This is a genomic window from Streptomyces sp. GESEQ-4 (assembly GCF_017948455.1).
Classification (GTDB): Bacteria; Actinomycetota; Actinomycetes; order Streptomycetales; family Streptomycetaceae; genus Streptomyces.
Map to the genome: position 1 here is coordinate 644,165 of NZ_JAFFSU010000002.1, position 22,227 is coordinate 666,391.

General features: G+C 72.1%; 2 protein-coding genes. Both read left to right on the top strand.

The genetic code is table 11. The features are described from left to right. Nucleotides 1-112: 112 nt before the first annotated feature. A complete protein-coding gene (locus KCH48_RS08145) occupies nucleotides 113-22,021 on the top strand; it encodes a non-ribosomal peptide synthase/polyketide synthase (RefSeq protein WP_307840834.1) in 21,909 nt (7,302 codons plus the stop codon). After that, nucleotides 22,018-22,227 (top strand): MbtH family protein, encoded by a 210-nt coding sequence (locus tag KCH48_RS08150; RefSeq protein ID WP_210571459.1) that lies wholly within the window; start codon nucleotides 22,018-22,020, stop codon nucleotides 22,225-22,227. Before KCH48_RS08145 ends, KCH48_RS08150 begins: the two co-directional genes overlap by 4 nt.

A 22,227-nucleotide genomic window follows, 5' to 3' on the forward strand; every position in this document is an offset into this window, starting at 1 on the left:
GACAGGGGTCTTTTGGTTAGGTAATGCTTACCTTAGTATCGCCGTGGTCCTCCGGCTGAGCCGGTTCCACACTCTGGAGGCGCGGTCACCAGTGTCCGGTTTCGAAGAACGTGTGTCCGGTACCGACGACGAAACAGCGGCCGCATTCTGGCAGCGGCAACTCGATCCCCTCCCGCTGGAGACCCCCCTCCCCGCCGATTTTCCTTACCCCGCCCGGCCCGACGCGGAACGCCGAACACTGAGCCGCCCGCTGGACGTCACGGCCGACGCACCGACACTCCTGGCCGCCTATGTCGCCCTGCTGCACCGCTACGGAGGCGGGCACGACATCACCCTCGGCCATGAGGGCCTGCCGCTCCGGATCGCCCTGGACGGCGGCACGCCCTTCGCGGAGCTCGTACGACGCGTGACCGAGGCGGCCGAGCAGGCCCGAGCCCACCGCATCGAACTCACCACGCTGATCGACCGGTTGCGACCGGAGCCCACCCGGGGCGGCGGACTGTTCTTCAACACGGCGTACGGCGGCATGCGCGACGGTTCCCTCGACGTGGCGCTCGACGTCCGCGCGGGGGACATCCTGGTGACGTACCGGCCGGATCTCTTCGAGGCCGACACCGCCCGGCGCATGGCGGACCACTACGCCACCCTGCTCGCCGACGGCCTCGCCCGACCGCACGTCCCCGTCGGCGAACTGGCGCTCCTCGGCGCCGAGGAGACCCACCGCGTCCTGCGGGAGTGGAACGACACCGCCCACGACGTCCCGCCGCGCACCTGGCCTCAGATGTTCGCCGAGCAGGTCCGCGTCCGCCCGCACGACATCGCGCTGGTCTTCGAGGACACCGCGCTCACCTACGCCGAACTCGATGAGCGCGCGGCCCGGTTGGCCCACGCTCTGATCGCTCGCGGCGCCGGACCCGAGCGCGTGGTGGCCCTCGCGGTGCCCCGCTCCGCCGAACTCGTCGTCGCCGAAGTCGCCGTCCTGAAGTCCGGTGCCGCCTATCTGCCCGTGGACACCGACTACCCGGCCGACCGCATCGCCTACATGCTGACCGACGCCACCCCGGTCTGCCTGGTCACCACGGCCGAGGTCGCGGCGGACATCCCGCCCTGCGACGGCATGGACGTCGTGGTCCTCGACGCCCCGGAGACCGTACGGGAGTTGGCCCAGCACCCGGCGCAGGGACCGGACACCAGCACACTGTCCGTGACCAACGCCGCCTACGTGATCTACACCTCCGGCTCCACCGGCCGCCCCAAGGGCGTGGTCCTCACCCACGCGGGCGTCGCCAAGCTGGTCGCCACGCAGACCGAACGGTTCGGGATCGGTCCGCACAGCCGGGTGCTGCAGTTCGCCTCGCCCAGCTTCGACGTGGCGTTCTGGGACCTGTGCCTCGGCCTGCTGTCCGGCGGCCGGCTCGTCGTCGTACCGAGCGAGCTGCGGGTGCCCGGCGCGGTGCTCGCCGACTACGCCCACGCACACGGCATCACCTTCATGATCCTCCCGCCGGCGCTGCTCGCCGCCATGCCCGAGGACGTCGAACTGCCGCCCGCCACCCTGCTCGCGGGCACCGAACGGGTCTCGCCGGAGCTGGTGGGCCGCTATGCCCGCGGCCGGATGATGTTCAACGCGTATGGCCCCACCGAGGCGACCACCAACTCCACCCTCGGCCTGTGCGACCCCGACATCCCGGCCGGCTCCATTGTCCCCATCGGCATCCCCGACCCGGGGACGCGGGCCTACGTCCTCGACGCCCGCCTGAAGCCCGTCGCGCCCGGAGTCCCCGGCGAGCTGTACCTGGGCGGCGCCGGGCTCGCCCGCGGCTACCTCGGACGGCCCGACCTGACGGCGGAACGCTTCGTCGCCGACCCGTTCGGGGCACCCGGCGAACGCCTCTACCGCACCGGCGACCTGGTGCGCTGGAAGGCCGACGGACGCTTGGAGTTCCTCGGCCGCGCCGACTCCCAGGTCAAGATCCGCGGCTTCCGCATCGAACCCGGCGAGATCGAGTCTGTTCTGCGCGCCCACCCGACCGTGGACCAGGCAGCGGTGGTGGTCCGCGAGGACCGCCCCGGTGACCGGCGGCTCGCCGCGTACGTCGTCCCCGCACTGGACGGCACCACGGTCCCCGACATGACCGAGCAGGTACGGGAGTGGAAGGACCTCCACGAACTCCTGTACGCGGCGGCCGGATCCGAGGGCGACCACGAGCATGGTGTTCGCGAGAACTTCGCGGGCTGGAACAGCATGTACGACGGACTGCCCATCCCCGTCGAGGAGATGCGCGAGTGGCGCGCGGCGACCGTCGCCCGCATCGAGGAACTCGCTCCCCGCCGGGTCCTGGAGATCGGCGTAGGCAGCGGCCTGATCCTCAGCCGTGTCGCGCCGGGCTGCGCGGAGTACTGGGGCACCGACCTCTCCGAAGAGGCCGTACGCGCCCTGCGGGCCCAGGTCGAGGCCGTGCCGGAACTCGCCAACCGGGTCCGCCTGAGCGCGCGGCCCGCACATGACGTCAGCGGACTGCCTGAGGGCCATTTCGACACCGTCGTCCTCAACTCCGTCGCCCAGTACTTCCCGAGCGCCGACTACCTCACGGACGTCATCCGCGCCGTCGACACCCTGCTCGCACCCGGCGGCACCCTCTTCATCGGCGACGTGCGCAACGCCCGCCTGCTGCGCTGTCTGCGCACGGCCGTCGAGACCCGGCGTGCGGACGACCCCGAGGACAAGCAGGCCCTGTGGGCGGCCGTGGAGCGCTCGATCAGCTGGGAGGGCGAACTCCTCCTGGACCCCGACTACTTCGCCTCCCTCGACGGCTTCGACGCCGAGATCCAGGTCAAGCGGGGCGCCCACCACAACGAGCTGACGCGGTACCGGTACGACGTGGTGCTGCGCCGACGGGCCCAGGCCCCGGTGCGGGCAGACCTCGACGAGATCCCGTGGAGCGGGCAGGCGGCACTCGAAGCCCGGCTCGCCGAAGGCGGCGCCACCCCGCTCAGGGTCACCGCCGTCCCCAACGCCCGCCTCGCCGAGGACCTGGCCGCGCTGTCCGCCCTCGACGACAGCAGCCGTACCGCCGACGCCCCGGACCCCGAGGCCTTCCACGCGCTCGGCGCCCGGTACGGCTACCGGACCGCCATCACCTGGAACGGCGCCGCCGACGACGGCAGCCTGGACCTCGTGTTCGCCCCGGGCGACCTGCCGGGCGGCACCCTGTACCGGCCGTCCGGCACCGCCCCCCACGCCAACCGCCCCGCGCCCTTCCGCGAGGTCAACTCCCTGATGCGGGCGCTGCGTTCATACGTCGCGGAGAAACTGCCCGAGTACATGGTCCCCGCGGCCGTCGTCCCCCTCGACCGCCTCCCGGTCACCCCCAGCGGCAAGCTCGACGCCTCCGCGCTCCCGATCCCCGACTACGGCGCCGCCAGCGCCGGCCGTCCGCCCCGGGACGCCCGCGAGGAACTCCTGTGCGCGGCCTACGCCGACGTGCTCGGCCTGCGCTCGGCCACCATCGACGACGACTTCTTCGCCCTCGGCGGCGACAGCATCACCGCCATCCAACTCCTCGTCCACGCCCGCCGGGCCGGGCTGCGGCTCAGCTCCCGCGACGTGTTCCGGCACCGCACGGTCGCCGCACTCGCCGAGGCGGCGGGAGAGGTCGTACAGCAGAACACCGACGACCACGCCCCGCTCGTCCACGTCACCGCCGACGAACTCGCCGAACTCCAGGGCGAGTTCCCGCTCACCGTCGAGGAACTGCTGCCGCTGGGCCCGCTCCAGCAGGGCTTCTACTTCCACTCCGTTCTCGACGGCGCCGACCGTGACGCCTACGTCGTCCAGCAGGCCCTCGAACTGTCGGGACCGGTGGACGGTGAGCAGCTGCGCCGGGCCGCCCAGCGCGTCCTGGACCGGCACGCCCCACTGCGCGCCTGCTTCCGCCGGTGCGGCGACGGGCAGCCCGTGCAGATCGTCGCCGGAGGGGTGGAGCTGCCGTGGCAGGAAGTGGACCTCTCCGCCCAGGCCGCCGACGTCCGCGAACAGCTCGCCGAGGCGGTGGCCGCCGACGAGCGTGCCCGCCGCTTCGACCTCGCCCGTCCGCCCCTGATGCGCTGCGCACTCGTCCGTCTCGACGGCGACCGCAGCCGACTGCTGCTGACGTTCCATCACATCGTGGCCGACGGCTGGTCGTTGCCCGTGCTGCACCGCGAGCTGATGGCCTGCTACGGGGACACTCCGGCCGAGCTGCCGCAGCCGGCGCCGTACCAGGCCTATCTGCGCCGCCTGGCCGCCGCCGACCGGGATGCCGCGCGTGCGGCCTGGCGTACCGCGCTGGCCGGAGTCGAGGAGCCCACCCGGCTGGTCGAGACGCCCGCCGACGGGGCGCCCGTCGAGCCCGCGCAGATCCGCGTCGAGCTCTCCGAGCAGGTCACCGCGCGACTGGCGGCCCGCGCCCGGGAGCACGGGGTGACACTCGGCACCGTCGTCCAGGGCGCCTGGGGCCTGCTCGTCGGCCGGCTGACCGCCCGGCAGGACGTGGTGTTCGGCACCACCGTCTCCGGCCGCGACGCCGAGGTCGAGGGCATCGAGTCCATGGTCGGCCTGTTCATCAACACCCTGCCGACCCGGTTCCGTTGGGACCCCACCGACCCCCTGGCCGACCTGCTCACCCGCATGCAGGACGAACAGTCCCGCCTGCTGGACCACCAGCACCTCGGCCTCGCCGAACTCCAGCGCCTCGCCGGCCTCGCGGGCGCGGGCGACCTCTTCGACACCCTCGTCGTCTTCGAGAACTACCCACACGCGAACGGCCTCGCCGACCCGAGCGGCACCCTGCGGCTCACCGGCCACGAGTTCCACGACGCCGTCCACTACCCGCTCGCCCTCATCGTCAAGCCCGGCCGCCGACTCGACCTGCGCCTCAAGTACCACGCGGGCCGACTCGACTCCGAGGCCGTACGCCGGATCGCGGACCGGCTCTCCCGCATCCTGCACGCCGTGGCCACAGACCCGCGACAGACCGCCGCCGGCCTGGAACTCCTGTCGGCCGAGGAGCTCTCCGACGCCGACCTGACCGGCGAGCGGCGTCAGGTCCCCGACACGACACTCGCGGCGGCCTTCGAAGCGCAGGCGGCCCGCACCCCGCAGGCCCTCGCGGTCGTCTACGAGGCCGAGACCCTCAGCTATCGCGAACTGGACGCCCGTGCAGGCGAGTTGGCGTGTCGACTCGCCGCGCGGGGCGTCGGTCCGGGCACAGTCGTCGCCGTCGCCGTACCGCGCTCGGCCGAGCTGATGGTCGCGCTGCTCGGCGTGCTGAAGTCCGGCGCGGCCTATCTGCCGGTCGACGTGGACTACCCCGCCGACCGCGTGGCCCACATGCTCACCGACTCCGGCGCCACGACGGTCATCACCGTGACCGGCGCCCGGCTCCCGGATGTCCCCGGCCTCGAAGCGCTGCTGCTCGACGGCCCGGCGGGGGATGTGCCCGATGCGCGCCCGGCCCTGGCGCACCCCGAGGTCCGTGGCGTTGATGGGCTGCTGTCCGAGGGCCCGGCGGGGGATGTGCCCGAAGTCCGCCCGGCCCTGAAGCACCCCGAAGTCCCTGGCCTCGCAGCCCTGCTGCCCGACACCCCGTCCGGGGACACGCCCGACGTCCGCCCCACCCCCGCGCACCCCGACGACCCGGCCTACCTGATCTACACCTCGGGCTCCACCGGCCGTCCCAAGGGTGTCGTCGTCACTCACCGGGCCATCGTCAACCGGCTCGCGTGGATGCAGGGCCAGTACGGGCTGACCGCCGACGACCGGGTGCTCCAGAAGACCCCGGCCAGCTTCGACGTCAGTGTCTGGGAGTTCTTCTGGGCGCTGTGCGAGGGCGCCACCGTGGTCCTCGCTCGCCCGGACGGACACCGCGACCCGGCCTATCTCGCCGGGCTGATCCGGGAACAGGGCATCACCACCCTGCACTTCGTGCCGTCGATGCTGGAGGCCTTCCTCCAGTCCGAGGAGATCACCGCCGATCCGGTCTGGGCCGCGTCCCTGCGGCGCGTCTTCAGCAGCGGCGAGGCTCTGCCCGGCGCCGCCGCCGCCCGCTGGCGGGAGCTGACCGGCGTGCCGCTGCACAACCTGTACGGCCCCACCGAGGCCGCGGTCGACGTGACGTACCACGCGTACGACGGCGCCCCCGGCATCACCGTGCCCATCGGCCGCCCGGTGTGGAACACGGGCCTGCGTGTCCTCGACTCCTGCCTGCACCCGGTGCCCGACGGACTACCGGGCGAGCTGTACCTGACGGGCGTCCAACTCGCCCGCGGCTACCACGCCAGGCCCGGCCTGACCGCCGAGCGCTTCGTGGCCGATCCGTACGGCGAACCCGGCACGCGCATGTACCGCACCGGCGACCTCGTGCGCCGCCGCGCCGACGGCGTGATCGAGTACCTGGGCCGCACCGACCGCCAGGTCAAGATCCGCGGCAACCGCATCGAACTCGGCGAGATCGAGGCCGCGTTGGCCCGCCACCCCGACGTGGCCCAGTCCGCGGTCACCGTCACCGGCGGCGCGCTCGTCGCCTACGTCGTCCCGGCCCGGGACGCCCAACCCCTGCCCGCCGATCTCCAGGCCGCCCTCTCCGCCGAACTGCCCGCCCCCATGGTGCCCGGCGCCTACGTCGTCCTCGACGTCCTCCCGCTCACCCCCAGCGGCAAACTCGACCGAGCCGCGCTGCCCGCACCACAGGCCGTACGGGCGGAGGCACGCGGCCCGCGCAACGCGAACGAACGTGTGCTCACCGAGATCTTCGCCGCCGTGCTGAAGCTCGACGAGGTCGGCATCGACGACGACTTCTTCATGCTCGGCGGCGACAGCATCACCTCCATCGGCGTCTCCAGCCGCGCCCGCCGGGCGGGCCTGGACCTGGGCCCGCGGGACGTCTTCGAACACCGCACGCCCGCCGCCCTCGCCGCGGCGGCCACACCGGTCACCGCCGCGCGGGAGCTGAGCTCGTCCTTCGCGCTCACCGCCGACGAGACCGAGCGCGTCCACCGGCTCAGCCCCTACCCGGTCGAGGACATCTGGCCGCTGGCCCCGCTCCAGGAAGGCCTGTTCTTCCACTCCACGTACGACGACAGCGTCCTCGACGTCTACACCGTCCACGAGTCCTTCGACCTGGCCACGCCCCTGGACACCGACCGGCTGCGCACCGCCGTACATGTGCTGCTGGAGCGCAACCCCAGCCTGCGTGCCGGATTCACCAGCGAAGGACTGCGCCAGCCGGTGCAGTTCATCGTCCGCGATCCCGAGATCCCGCTCGAAGAGATCGACCTGTCCGAGCTGACTGCCGCCGAACAGGACGTACGCCTGCGGGAGTTGACGGACGCGGAGCGCACCCGCCGCTTCGACCTGACCCGGCCCCTGCTGTTCCGGATGCTCCTCGTCCGGCTCGGCGCCGAGCGCGGCGACCGGCTGATCGTCGGCCGGCACCTCCTGCTGTGGGACGGCTGGTCCGCGTGGCTCTTCCTCGACCAGCTCTTCGCCCTGTACGAGTCCGCGGGCGACGCGAGCGACCTTCCGGCACCCGGTTCCTACCGTGACTACCTGACCTGGCTGGAGGTCCAGGACACCGCCGTCGCCACCGATGCCTGGCGGACCGCCCTCGCCGGACTCGACGAACCCACCCTGCTCGCCGCCACCGACCAGGGCCTGGCGCCCGACATCCCGGAGAGCCTGGACGCCTCGCTCCCCGATGCGGTGGGCGAGCGGCTGCGCGAGATCGGCCGGCGGCACGGGCTGACCCTCAACACCGTCCTCAACGCCGCCTGGGGCCTGACCCTGGCGAGCGCCACCGGACGTACCGACGTGGTCTTCGGTACCACCGTCGCGGGCCGGCCGAGCGAGGTGCCGGAGATCGAGAACGTCATCGGCATGTTCCTCAACACCGTCCCCGCCCGGATCGCCTACGACCCCGCCGAACCGGTGCTCGTGCTGCTGCGCCGCATCCAGGACGAGCGCCTGGACGTGATGCCGTACGAGTACCTGGGCCTCGGCGTACTGCAGGCCGAGACCGGGCACCGGCGGCTGTTCGACACCCTCTTCGTGCTGCGCAACAGCGACACCGAGGAGCGGCTCGCCGAGCTGAGCGACCGGCACGGCGCGACGGCCGTCGCCAATGTCGACGCCACCCACTATCCCGTCAACCTCGTCGTCACCCCGGGCCGCTCCATCCAGGTCACCCTGACCCACCGGGCCGACGTCGTGGCCCGCCCCCAGGCCCAGAACCTGCTCGACCGCTTCACCCTGCTCCTGGACCGGCTCACCCAGGACCTCGATGCCGCGGTCGGCGGGCTTGATCCCCTACTGCCCGCCGAACACCGGGAGTTGGAGCGCGAGCGAGCCGAAGGCCGGGTGCCCGACCCCGAGGACACCATCGCCGACCTGCTGGCGGACCAGGCCGCGGCCACCCCCGACGCCACCGCGGTTGTCTTCGGGGATCAGACGCTGACGTATGCCGAACTCGACGCCCGCATCAACCGCATGGCCCATCTGCTGCTCGCCCGCGGCGCCGGACCCGAGCGGGTCGTCGCCCTCGGTCTGCCCCGCTCCGTCGAGATGGTCGTCGCGCTGTTCGCGGTGCTGCGCACGGGCGCCGCGTACCTGCCGCTGGAGCTGGACTACCCGGACGACCGGCTCACCGCGATGCTCGACGACGCCCGTCCGGCCATGCTGCTGTCGAACGCCGAGGTGTCCGCCCGACTGACCTCCTCCGACACTCCGCGGGTCCTGCTGGATGACCCGGCGATCGCCGCCGAACTGGCCGCCTGCCCGGGCGACTTGGCCCGCCGGACCTTCAGCCTGGAACACCCGGCGTACGTCATCTACACCTCCGGCTCGACCGGCCGCCCCAAGGGTGTCGTCACGCCCTACCGCGGGCTGACCAACATGCAGCTCAACCACCAGCGGGAGATCTTCGAACCGGCCATCGCCTCGGCGGGCGGACGGCGGCTGCGCATCGCCCACACCGTGTCGTTCGCCTTCGACATGTCGTGGGAGGAACTGCTCTGGCTGGTCGAGGGACATGAGGTGCACATCTGCGACGAGGAGCTGAGGCGCGACGCCGAGGCTCTGGTCGCGTACTGCGAGGCGCAGCGGGTCGACGTCGTGAACGTCACCCCGACCTACGCCCATCTCCTCATCGAGCAGGGCCTGTTGGAGGGGCACCGCCCGCCGCTCGTGCTGCTCGGCGGCGAGGCCGTCTCGGAGACCGTGTGGAACCGGCTCCGCGACACGGAGGGAACGTACGGCTACAACCTCTACGGACCCACCGAGTACACCATCAACACGCTCGGAGGCGGCACCCTCGACAGCGCCACCCCCACCGTCGGCCGACCGATCCGCGGCACCCGCGCCCACATCCTGGACGCCTGGCTGCGCCCGGTGCCCGAGGGAGTGCCCGGCGAGCTGTACATCGCCGGTATCGGCCTGGCCCGCGGCTATCTCGACCGGCCCGCGCTGACCGCGGAGCGGTTCGTCGCCGACCCGTTCGGCGCACCCGGCGAGCGCATGTACCGCACCGGAGACCTGGTCCGCCGCCGCCCCGACGGCAACCTCGACTTCCTCGGCCGCACCGACGACCAGGTCAAGATCCGCGGCTACCGCGTCGAACTCGGCGAGATCGAGACCGCGCTGGCCCGGCACCCGCACGTCGCCCACGCCGCCGTGCTCGTCCGCGACGAACGGCTCGTCGGCTATGTCGTCCCCGCCCGGCTCACCGGCGACGACCGCGACGCCGCAGAGCGCGACCAGGTCGGCGAGTGGCAGGAGATCTACTCCGACGAGTACGAGGAGATCAGCACCGCCGTCTTCACCGAGGACTACGCCGGCTGGGACTCCTCGTACGACGGCCGGCCCATCCCCTTCGAGGAGATGCACGAGTGGCGTGAGGCCACCGTCGCGCGGATCCGCTCGCTGCGGCCCCGCCGGATCCTGGAGATCGGCGTCGGCTCCGGCCTGCTCCTGTCCAGGCTGGCCCCCGACGCGGAGACCTACTGGGCCACCGACTTCGCCGCCCCCGTCATCCGCAAGATCGGCGAAGAGCTGGGCCAGGACCCGGAACTGGCCGCCAAGGTCACCCTCCGAGCCCAGCCCGCCGACGACTTCAGCGGCCTGCCCGACGACGGCTACTTCGACACGATCGTCATCAACTCCGTCATCCAGTACTTCCCGAGCGTCGACTACCTGACCTCGGTGATCCAGGGCGCCATGCGCCTCCTGGCCCCCGGCGGCGCCCTGTTCGTCGGTGACGTCCGCAACCTGCGGCTCGCCCGCACCTTCCAGACAGAGATCCAGCGGGCCAAGGGGGTCCCCGAGGACGGCCTGGAACGGGCCGTCGAGCGCGGCCTGCGCCTGGAGAAGGAACTCCTCGTCGACCCCGACTACTTCAGCACCCTCGGCATCGGCGTCGACCTGCGCACCAAGCGCGCCCGCCACCACAACGAACTCACCCGCCACCGCTACGACGCCGTCCTGTACGCCGGTGACCCGGACCTGCGGCTGCACGACATCCCGTCGGTCGAGTACAGCGCCGCCCTCGACCTGGCGGACCTGGCCCGCACGACCGAACCCTTGCGCCTCACCGGCATCCCCGACGCCCGCGTGGGAGCAGCGGGGGGAGTGGACCCGGAGACACTGCACGACCTCGGCGCGTGCGTACTGAGCACCTGGTCCCGCGAACCCGGCACCTACGACGCCGTGTTCCTGCCCCGCGCCGAAGGGGCGCCTGGCATCACCGCCGGGCTGTACCGGCCGGGCGGCGGGACCGCCCCGTACGCCAACGAGCCGACCGCCGCGCGCGACGCCAACAGCCTGATCCGGCGGCTGCGCGACGACCTCAAGCAGCAACTGCCCGACTACATGGTCCCGGCCGCGTTCGTCACCCTCGACCGGCTACCCATGAACGACAACGGCAAGCTGGACGTACGTGCCCTGCCGGACGCCGAACCGGCCGTGGCGCTCGGCACCGGCCGCGGACCGCGCACCCCGCAGGAGGAGGTGCTCTGCCGGCTCTTCGCCGAGGTGCTCGGCCTGCCCGAAGTCGGCGCCGAGGACGGCTTCTTCGACCTGGGCGGCCACTCCCTGCTGGCCACCCGGCTGATCAGCCGGGCCCGCACCGAACTGGGCGCCGAACTGGCCATCCGCGACCTCTTCGAGGCACCCACCGCCGAACTGCTCGCACTCCGCGCGGACGGCGGACGCCCAGCCCGCCCGGCCATCACCCAGGCGGCCCGCCCCGAGCGCATCCCGCTGTCCGCCGCCCAGCGCAGGCTGTGGCTCGTCGAGCGGATCACCGGCAGCGGCGTCGCCTACAACTTCCCCCTGGTCTTCCGCCTCCACGGCGACCTCGACCTCGACGCCCTCCGAGCCGCCGTACGGGACGTGGCGGGTCGCCACGAGGCCCTGCGCACGGTGTTCACCGAGCACGCGGGCGAGCCGTACCAGCTGATCGTCCCGGCGGCCGACGCCGAACCGGCGTTCTCCGTGACCGACTGCACCGAGGCGGAACTGCCCGCCCTGATCGAGACGGTCCAGCGCCGCCCCTTCGACCTCGCCCGGGAACTGCCCCTGCGCTGCGAGGTGTTGCGGCTCGGCCCGGCCGACCACGTGGTGGCCGTCGTACTCCACCACATCACCACCGACGAGTGGTCAGACCGCCCGCTCCTCGCCGACCTCACCACCGCATACAAAGCACGGCGGCAGGGCCAGGCACCGTCATGGGAGCCGCTGCCGGTCCAGTACGCCGACTACACCCTGTGGCAGCGGGACCTGCTCGACCGGATCGGTGAGACCCAACTCGCCCACTGGACCGACACCCTGCGCGGCCTGCCCGAAGAACTGCACCTACCGCTCGACCGGCCCCGCCCGGACGAGCCCACCGGGCGCGGCGGCAAGGTCCGGCTGGAACTGCCCGCCGACATGGACCGGGCGCTGCGCGAACTGTCCGCCACGACCGGCACCAGCATGTTCATGCTCTTCCAGGCGGCCACCGCCGCCCTGCTGCACCGTCTCGGCGCCGGCGACGACATCCCCCTCGGAGCGCCGATCGCAGGCCGCACGGACGACGCGCTGAACGACCTGGTCGGGTTCTTCGTCAACACGCTCGTGCTGCGTACGGACCTGTCCGGCGAGCCGACGTTCCGTCAACTCATCGGGCGGGTACGCGAGTCGGCTCTGGAGGCGTTCGAGTACCAGGATCTCCCCTTCGACCAGGTCGTGGAGGCCGTGAACCCGCCCCGGACGGCCGGGCGCAACCCGCTCTTCCAGGTCATGCTCGGCTACCACTACCGCCCCGACGGCGACCCCGACGTGCTCGGCATGCCGACCGACTGGTTCGACATGGACACCGGCATGGCCAAGTTCGACCTCCACTTCACCTTCGTCGACGAGTCGGACCGCCTGACGCTGCTGCTGGAGTACGCGGCCGACCTGTGCGATGAGAAGACAGCCGAGCAGTTGGCGGGGCGTCTGCTGCGGTTGCTGGAGCAGGTGGCGGCCGATCCGGATGTGCCGGTGCGGGATGTGGAGGTGTTGGGGGAGTCGGAGCGGCGGTCGGTCGTCGAGGTGTGGAACGACACGGCGCGTGAGGTGGAGACGAGCAGCCTTCCGGAGTTGTTCCGGGCTCAGGTGGCTCGTACGCCTGATGCGGTGGCGCTTGTCTTCGGTGAGCAGCGGCTGACGTATGCGGAGTTGGATGCGCGGGTCGAGCGCAGCGCGCGTGTGCTGGCCGGGATGGGGGCGGGGCCGGAACGCACGGTGGCGGTCGCGTTGCCGCGCTCGGTCGAGCTGGTCGTCGCGTTGCTGGCTGTGCAGCGTGCGGGGGCCGCGTATCTTCCGCTGGACGCCGATTATCCGGCGGAGCGGCTGGAGTTCATGCTGGCGGATGCTCGTCCGGTGTGTGTGGTGCGGGAGGAGTTGCCGGAGGAGGGGCCGGGCGGTGAACTGCCCTCTGCCTACGATCCGTTGAGTCCCGCCTACGTCATCTACACCTCGGGTTCGACCGGCCGCCCCAAGGGGGTCGTCGTCCCGCATGCGGGCATTGTCAACCGTCTGTTGTGGATGCAGGGCGAGTACGGGCTGACCGGCGACGACCGGGTGTTGCAGAAGACGCCCTCCAGCTTCGACGTCTCGGTGTGGGAGTTCTTCTGGCCTCTGATCACGGGTGCCACCCTTGTGGTCGCCAAGCCCGACGGGCACAAGGACCCGGCCTACCTGGCTGAGTTGATCCAGAAGCAGGGCATCACGACCGTGCACTTCGTGCCCTCGATGCTCCAGATGTTCCTGGAGGAACCCACTGCCGTGGCGTGCACGGGGCTGCGCCGGGTGCTGTGCAGCGGGGAGGCGCTTCCCGGGGCGGTAGTGGAGCGTTTCCGTGCTCTGCTGCCGGCTGAGCTGCACAATCTGTACGGGCCGACGGAGGCGTCCGTCGATGTCACCGCCGTCGAGGTGACGGACCGTGTCTCGATCGGCCGTCCGGTGTGGAACACCCGCGTGTACGTCCTGGACGCGGCCCTGCGTCCTGTTCCGCCCGGTGTGGCGGGTGAGCTGTACCTGGCGGGCGTCCAGTTGGCGCGTGGCTATCTGGACCGGCCGGGGCTGACCGCCGAGCGGTTCACGGCGGATCCGTTCGGCGAACCGGGCTCCCGCATGTACCGCACGGGCGACCTGGCCCGCTGGACTCCCGACGGCACGCTCGAATACCTCGGCCGCACCGACGACCAGGTCAAGATCCGCGGCTTCCGTATCGAACTCGGTGAGATCGCCGACGTGTTGCTGCGGCACGACAGCCTCGCCCATGCCGCGGTCGTCGCGCACGACCAACGGCTCGTGGCGTACGTCGTACCCGCCCCCGGACACACCCCCGACAGCGGCGAACTGCGTCGGCACACGGCCGCCGCGCTGCCCGATCACATGGTCCCCGCGGCCTTCGTCACCCTGGACACGCTGCCGCTCACCCCGAACGGCAAGCTGGACCGCAGGGCCCTGCCCGCCCCCGACTTCACGACCGGGACGAGCGACGGCCGACCGCGCACCCCGCACGAGGAGATCCTCTGCGGGCTGTTCGCGGACGTGCTGGGCCTCGAACGGGTCGGCGTCGACGACGACTTCTTCATGCTCGGCGGCCACTCACTCCTCGCCATGAGGCTGGTCAGCCGGGTCCGCACCGCGCTGGGCGTCGAACTGACGGTCCGTACGGTCTTCGAGGCGTCCACACCGGCCCGGCTCGGCGAGCGTGTGGCGGGTTCCGCGGGACGAGTCATGACGCGACCGGCACTCGCTCAGCTCGACCGGCCGGAGCCGCTGCCCCTCTCCTTCGCCCAGCAACGGCTCTGGCTGCTGCACCGGATCGAGGGCCCCGGCGCCACGTACAACATTCCCGCGGCCTGGCGGCTGACCGGCGATCTGGACCGCGATGCCCTCGCCGCCGCCGTCCGGGATCTCGCCGTCCGCCACGAGAGCCTGCGCACGGTCTTCCCGGAACACGAGGGAGTCGCCCACCAGCTCGTCCTGGACGGTGCCGAGGTCGCGGTGCCGGTGCACCACGAGCAGGTGTCCGAGGCCGACCTCCCCGACCGACTGGCCGAGGCCGCCGGGCGTGGCTTCGATATCGACCGCGAACTCCCGCTGCGCGTCCACGTCTTCGAGCTGACGCAGCAGGAGTACGTCCTGCTCCTGGTCCTGCACCACATCGCCGGCGACGAGTGGTCGGACGGCCCGCTGTGGCGGGACCTCGCCATCGCCTACCGAGCCCGCAGCGAGGGCCGTGAGCCGGAGTGGGCGCCGCTGCCGGTGCAGTACGCCGACTACACCCTGTGGCACCACCGGCTGCTCGGCGACGACACCGACCCCGGCAGCCTCCAGGCGCGCCAGATCGCCTACTGGAAGGAGACGTTGGCCGGACTTCCCGAGGAGCTGACGCTCCCGACCGACCGGCCGCGCCCACAAGAGGGCAGCCACGAGGGCGGAGCCGTCGGACTGAGCCTCGACGGTGAGCTGGAGCGGGCCCTGCGCGGCCTCGCGCACCGGCGTGGCGTCAGCATGTTCATGCTCTTCCAGGCGGCCACCGCCGCTCTGCTGCACCGTCTCGGCGCGGGCGACGACATCCCCCTCGGCGCACCCATCTCGGGCCGCGCCGACGAACGCCTGGAAGACCTGGTCGGCTTCTTCGTCAACTCACTGGTCCTGCGCACCGACCTCTCCGGCACACCCACCTTCGCCGACCTGCTCGACCGGGTACGCGACACCGACCTGGCCGCCTACGAACACCAGGACCTGCCGTTCGAACGGCTGGTGGAGGCCATCAACCCGGCCCGCTCACTGGCCAGGCACCCGCTCTTCCAGGTCATGGTCGTCTACCTCGGCGACCCCGGCAGCACCCCCGACCTCCCGGGCCTGTCCGCACGCCGCGAACCGCTCCGGCAGGAGAGCGCCAAGTTCGACCTGAGCTTCGACTTCATCGAGCAGCCGGACGGGTCCGGTATCCAGGGCTGGATCGAGTACAGCTCCGACCTGTTCGACCACGGAACCGTCGAGTTGCTGGCGGGGCGTCTGGTGCGGTTGCTGGAACAGGTGGCGGCCGATCCGGATGTGCCGGTGCGGGATGTGGAGGTGCTGGGGGAGTCGGAGCGGCGATCGGTCGTGGAGGGGTGGAACGACACCGCGCATGAGGTCCACGCGACCAGCCTTCCCGAGTTGTTCCGGGCTCAGGTGGAACGCACACCCGAGGCTGTTGCCCTGGTCTTCGGTGAGCAGCGGCTGACGTATGCGGAGTTGGATGCGCGAGTTGAGCACACCGCTCGTGTCCTGGCCGGAATGGGCGCCGGTCCCGAGCGGACCGTTGCCGTGGCCCTGCCCCGTTCGGTCGAGCTGGTCGTCGCCCTGCTCGCGACGCATCGCGCCGGAGCGGCCTATCTTCCGCTGGACGTCGACTATCCGCAGGAGCGGCTCGATTTCATGCTGGCGGATGCCCGTCCGGTGTGTGTGGTCCGGGACGGGCTGCCGGAGGAGGGGCCGGACGGTGAACTGCCCTCTGCCTACGATCCGTTGAGTCCCGCCTACGTCATCTACACCTCGGGTTCGACCGGCCGCCCCAAGGGCGTCGTCGTCCCGCATGCGGGCATCGTCAACCGTCTGCTGTGGATGCAGGACGAGTACGGACTGACCGGCGACGACCGGGTGTTGCAGAAGACGCCCTCCAGCTTCGACGTGTCTGTATGGGAGTTCTTCTGGCCCCTCATCACCGGAGCCACCCTTGTCGTCGCCAAGCCCGAAGGCCACAAGGACCCGGCCTACCTGGCCGAGTTGATCCAGGAACACGGCATCACCACCGCCCACTTCGTGCCGTCGATGCTCCGCGCCTTCCTGGACGAGCCCACCACCGCCGACTGCACCACCCTCCGCCGCGTCCTGTGCAGTGGCGAGGCGCTCGCCCCCGACCTCGCCGCCCGCTTCCGCGCCACCCTGCCGCCGACCGAGCTGCACAACCTGTACGGCCCGACGGAGGCGTCCGTCGACGTCACCGCCATCGAAGTGACGGATAGCGTCTCCATCGGCCGCCCGGTGTGGAACACCCACGTGTACGTCCTCGACGCGGCCCTGCGTCCAGTTCCGCCCGGTGTGGCGGGTGAGCTGTACCTGGCGGGCGTCCAGTTGGCGCGTGGCTATCTGGACCGGCCGGGGTTGACCGCGGACCGTTTCGTCGCCGATCCCTTCGGCGCTCCGGGTTCCCGCATGTACCGCACGGGCGACCTGGCCCGCTGGACCCCCGACGGCACGCTCGAATACCTCGGCCGCACCGACGACCAGGTCAAGATCCGCGGCTTCCGCATCGAACTCGGCGAGATCGAGTCCACCCTCGCCGGCCACGACACCGTCGCCCACGTCAGCGTCGTCGCCCGCGAGCAACAGCTGGTCGCGTACGTCGTCCCGGCCCCGGGCCGTACGCCGGATTCCGCAGTGCTGCGGGCGCACGTCGCCGCCGTGCTGCCCGATCACATGGCCCCCGCGGCCTTCGTCACCCTGGACGCGCTGCCGCTCACTCCGAACGGCAAGCTCGACCGCCGGGCCCTGCCCGCCCCCGACTTCGAGGCCGAGACCACCGACACCCTTCCTCGCACGCCGCGCGAGGAACTCCTGTGCGGTCTCTTCGCTGACGTGCTGAATCTGCGTCGCGTCGGAGTGGACGACGACTTCTTCACGCTGGGCGGAGACAGCATCGTTGCCATGCAACTGGTCGCTCGCGCGCGGGCGGCCGGGCTGGTGGTCAGCCCGCGGGATGTCTTCCGCCACAAGACCGCCGCCGGGCTGGCCGGCGCCGCCCGAGAGCTCGACGGTGACGGCGGGACGGTGTCGTCGGACGCCTCGCTGGTCGCGCTCACCGACGAGGAGCGGGCCGAGGTCGCCGGGTTCGGTGCGGCGGAGGTGCTGCCGCTGTCGCCGCTCCAGGCGGGGCTGCTGTTCCACGCCGCGTTCGACTCCGGGGACGCGGGGCCGGACGTCTACACCGTGCAGGTGTCGTACGACATCGACGGCCCGCTGGACGCCGTACGGCTGCGGCGGGCCGGGCAGGCGCTGCTGGACCGGCACGGGAACCTCCGGGCCGGCTTCCGGTACCTGGCCTCGGGCCGCCCGGTCGCCGTCGTACCGCATACGGCCGTACTGCCGTGGCGGCATGTGGATCTGAGCGAGCTGGACGCCGCCGTCCGTGAGGAACGGTGGACCTCCTTGCTGGCGCAGGAGCGGCGCCGGTTCGAGCCGGCGGAGCCACCCCTGCTGCGGCTGATGCTGGTCGAGGTCGGGCCCGAGCGGTACCGGCTCGTGCTGTCGCACCAGCACCTGCTGCTCGACGGGTGGTCGGTGCCACGGCTGTTGGCCGAGCTGTCCCAGCTGTACGCGGGAGTCGAACTCCCGGCCCCGGTGCCGTACAAGGACTATCTGGCCTGGCTCGGCCGGCAGGATGCCGGTGCCTCCTCGGCGGCCTGGGCGGAGGCGCTCGACGGGCTGGCGGAGCCGACGCATCTGGTGCCCGCCGACCCTGGCCGGGCACCGGCCGTTCCGGAGACGCTCACCACGCTGCTGACGCCGGAGGCGACCGACGCGATGACCGCGTTCGCCCGTTCGCGCGGCCTGACCGTCAACACGCTGGTCCAGGGCGCTTGGAGCATCGTCCTGTCCCGGCTCACCGGGCGCGACGACGTGGTGTTCGGTGCGACCGTCTCCGGGCGGCCACCGGAGCTGAGCGGTGTGGAGTCGATGATCGGTCTGTTCATCAACACCGTTCCCGTACGGGTCCGGATCGACGAGCGCGAGACGCTGGCGGCGTTCCTCGACCGGCTCCAGGACGAGCAGTCGAGGCTCATCGCCCACCAGCACCTCGGGCTCGCCGACATCCAACGGGGCGCCGGACTGGGGGAGTTGTTCGACACGCTCGTGGTCTTCGAGTCGTACCCCGACGGGGGCGGAACCGGACTCGGAGCCGAGGAGGGGTTGCGGACCGAGGTCCGCGACCACCGGGACTCGACGCACTATCCCTTCGCCTGGGCCGTCGAGCCCGCACAGCGGCTGCGACTGACCGCCGAGTACCGCACCGACCTGTTCGACACCGCGACGGCCGAACGGCTCTCCGCGGCGATGGTCCGGCTGCTGGAGGCGATGACCGCCGATGCCGGCCAGGCGGTGGGCCGCGTCGACATCCTCACCCCCGAGGAGCGGCACACCCTCCTGGAGACCTGGAACGACACCGCTCTCCCGGTCGTCGCCCCGACCACCGTGCCCGGGCTCTTCGAGGCCCAGGCCGCCGCCACCCCGGACGCCGTCGCCGTGGTCGCGGGCCCCGTGACGCTGACCTTCGCCGAACTCAACGACCACGCGAACCGGTTGGCCCGGCTGCTGGCCGAGCACGGCGCCGGACCCGAGCGGATCGTCGCCCTGGCGCTGCCCCGCACCGCGGACTTCATCGTCGCGATGCTCGCCGTGCTCAAGTCGGGCGCGGCCTATCTGCCGATCGACGCGGACCTGCCCGCCGAGCGCGTCCTCGCCATGCTGGACGACGCCGGGGCCCGGCTGGTCCTCACCACCGAGGCACTCGCCGCGGGACTGCCGGACAGCGAAGGCGTGGCCCGGCTGGCGCTCGACGCGGAGGAGACCGTCGTACGACTGGCCGCGCACTCCGGCCGTGGCAACCCGGTCGGCCCCGACCCGGACCACCCGGCCTACGTCATCTACACCTCGGGCTCCACCGGCCGCCCCAAGGGCGTCGTGGTCTGCCACCGCAGTGTGGTCAACCTCTTCCACAGCCACCGCCGCACCCTGCACGACCTCGCCAAGGCGGGCACCGGGCGGCGGCATCTGAACGTCGGGCACTTCTGGTCGTTCTCCTTCGACGCCTCCTGGCAGCCGCAGCTGTGGCTGCTGGACGGGCACGCGCTGCACATCCTCGACGACGAGACGCGACGCGACCCCGAACTGACCGCCGCCGCCATCCGCGCCCAGGGCATCGACTTCATCGAGGTGACGCCGTCGTTCCTGGCCCAGATGGCGGAGTACGGGCTGATCAAGGACGGTGAGTGCCCGCTCGCGGTGGTGGGCGTGGGTGGGGAGGCCGTGCCGGACGCGCTGTGGAGCGAGCTGGCCGCGCTGCCCGGCACGGAGGCCTTCAACCTCTACGGGCCGACGGAGGCGACCGTCGACGCGCTCGCCGCCCGGATCGGGGAGAGCGAGCGGCCGGTGGTCGGGCGCCCGGTCGGGAACACGCGGGCGTATGTGCTCGACGGCCGGCTGCGGCCCGTGCCGCCGGGCGTCACCGGCGAGCTGTACCTCGCGGGGGCGGGCCTGGCGCGCGGCTATCTCGGGCGTCCCGAGCTGACCGCCGAGCGGTTCACCGCGGACCCGTTCGGCGCACCCGGCTCCCGTATGTACCGCACGGGTGACCTGGCCCGCTGGACGGCTGAGGGCACGCTCGAGTACCTGGGCCGCGCCGACGACCAGGTCAAGATCCGCGGCTTCCGCATCGAACTCGCCGAGATCGAGGCCGTGCTGGACCGGCACGACACGGTCGGCCAGGTCGTGGTCGTCGCCCGCGAGGACCGGCCGAGAACCAAACAACTGGTCGCGTACGTCGTCCCGGCCGGCGGTGTGCCGAGCCCCGGCCCCGCCGAACTGCGGGCCCACACCGCGGCGACGCTGCCCGACTACATGGTCCCGGCCGCCGTCGTGCTCCTCGACGAACTGCCGCTGCTGTCCAACGGCAAGCTCGACCGCAGGGCGCTCCCGGCCCCCGAGTTCACGCTCGCGACCGGCGGCCGGGAGCCCGCGAACGACGTCGAGCGCACTCTCTGCGCCCGCTTCGCGGAGGTGCTGGGCCTGCCAGGGGTTGGAGCCGACGATGACTTCTTCGCCCTCGGCGGGGACAGCATCGTCGCCATGCAACTGGTCAGCCGGGTCCGCGCGGCCGGCCTGCGGATCACTCCACGGCAGGTCTTCCAGCACCGCACGGTCGGCGCGCTGGCCGCCGTGGCGGTGGAACTGGACGCCGCGCAGCTCACGCGGCCCGCCCACGACGACGGCTCCGGCACCGTGCCGCTGACGCCGATCATGCACGCGCTGCGGGAGCTGGGCGGTCCGATCTCCGGCTACCACCAGGCCGCGTTCGTACAGACCCCCGCCACCCTGGACGAGGCCGGGCTGCATGCCGTGCTCCAGGCCGTCACCGACCGGCACGACCTGCTGCGGGCCCGGCTGGAGCGGACCGGACGGTGGTCGCTGCACGTGCCGCCGCCGGGCAGCATTCCCGCAGCGTCCTGGGTGGTCCGCGCCGACGTCCGGGGCGCGGACGAGGCGGCGCTCCGGGAAACGGTCGCCGAACACGCCCGTGCCGCGCAGAGCCGCCTGGACCCGGATGCCGGGCGGATGATCCAGGGCGTCTGGTTCGACGCGGGTCCGGACACGCCCGGACGGCTACTGCTGCTGATCCACCACCTGGTCGTGGACGGCGTGTCCTGGCGCGTGCTGCTGCCCGACCTCGCCGCCGCCTGGCGCGACGTCAGCGAGGGCAGGACGCCCGCGCTCGCACCGGTCGACCTGTCGTTCCGGCGCTGGTCCGAACTGCTCGCCGCACGTGCCGTCGACCCCGCCCGCGAGGACGAACTGCCGCTGTGGACCAGGGTGTTGACCGACGAGGAACCCCTCCCGCTGCTGCGGCCCCTCGACCCGGAACGCGATGTCACCGCCGCCTCCCGGCACCTGTCCCTCACCCTGCCCGCGGACCGTACGGCACCCCTGCTCAGCCGGGTGCCCGCCGCCTTCGGGGCGAGCGTCAACGACGTCCTGCTGACCGCCCTCGCCCTTGCCGTCGCCGACTGGCGGGGGGCGGCGTCCGGTGGTGCGGTCCTCGTGGATCTCGAAGGGCACGGACGGGAGGAGGAGTTGGCGGGCGAGGCCGATCTGTCGCGCACGGTGGGCTGGTTCACCACCGTCGTGCCGGTCCGGCTCGACACCGGCACCCTGGACCTCGCCGACGCGCTCGCCGGGGGACCCGCTCTCGACACGGCCCTGGCACGTGTCCGCGAGCACCTGGCCGCCGCGCCGACGGGTGGCATCGGCCACGGCCTGCTCAGGCACCTCAACCCCGAGACCGGACCGGTCCTCGCCGAACTCGCGCGTCCGCAGATCGAGTTCAACTACATGGGGCGCTTCGGCGTCCCCGAGGCCACGGACTGGTCGTACGCCCCCGAGGCCGACGCGGCGGACCTGGAAGCCGACCCCGGCATGCCGCTGTCCCACGCCCTGACCGTCAACGCCCTCACTGAGGACCTGCCGGAAGGCCCCGAACTGACCGCCCACTGGACCTACGCACCCGGGGTACTGCCCGAGGAGGCCGTACGCGACCTGGCCGAGGGCTGGTTCCGGGCGCTGGGGGCTCTGGTGGACCGGGCTGCCGAAGAGCCGAAGGCAACGCACCCACACCGAAAGGAACCGGCATGACCAACCCCTTCGAGAACCCCGACGGCGTCTACTCCGTGCTCGTCAACGACGAGGGCCAGCACAGCCTGTGGCCCGACTTCGTCGACGTACCGGCCGGCTGGAGCGTCGTCCACGGCCCGGCACCCCGGCAGGAGTGCCTGGACCACATCGAGGCCAACTGGACCGACATGCGCCCCAAGAGCCTGGTGCGGCGCATGGACGGCTGA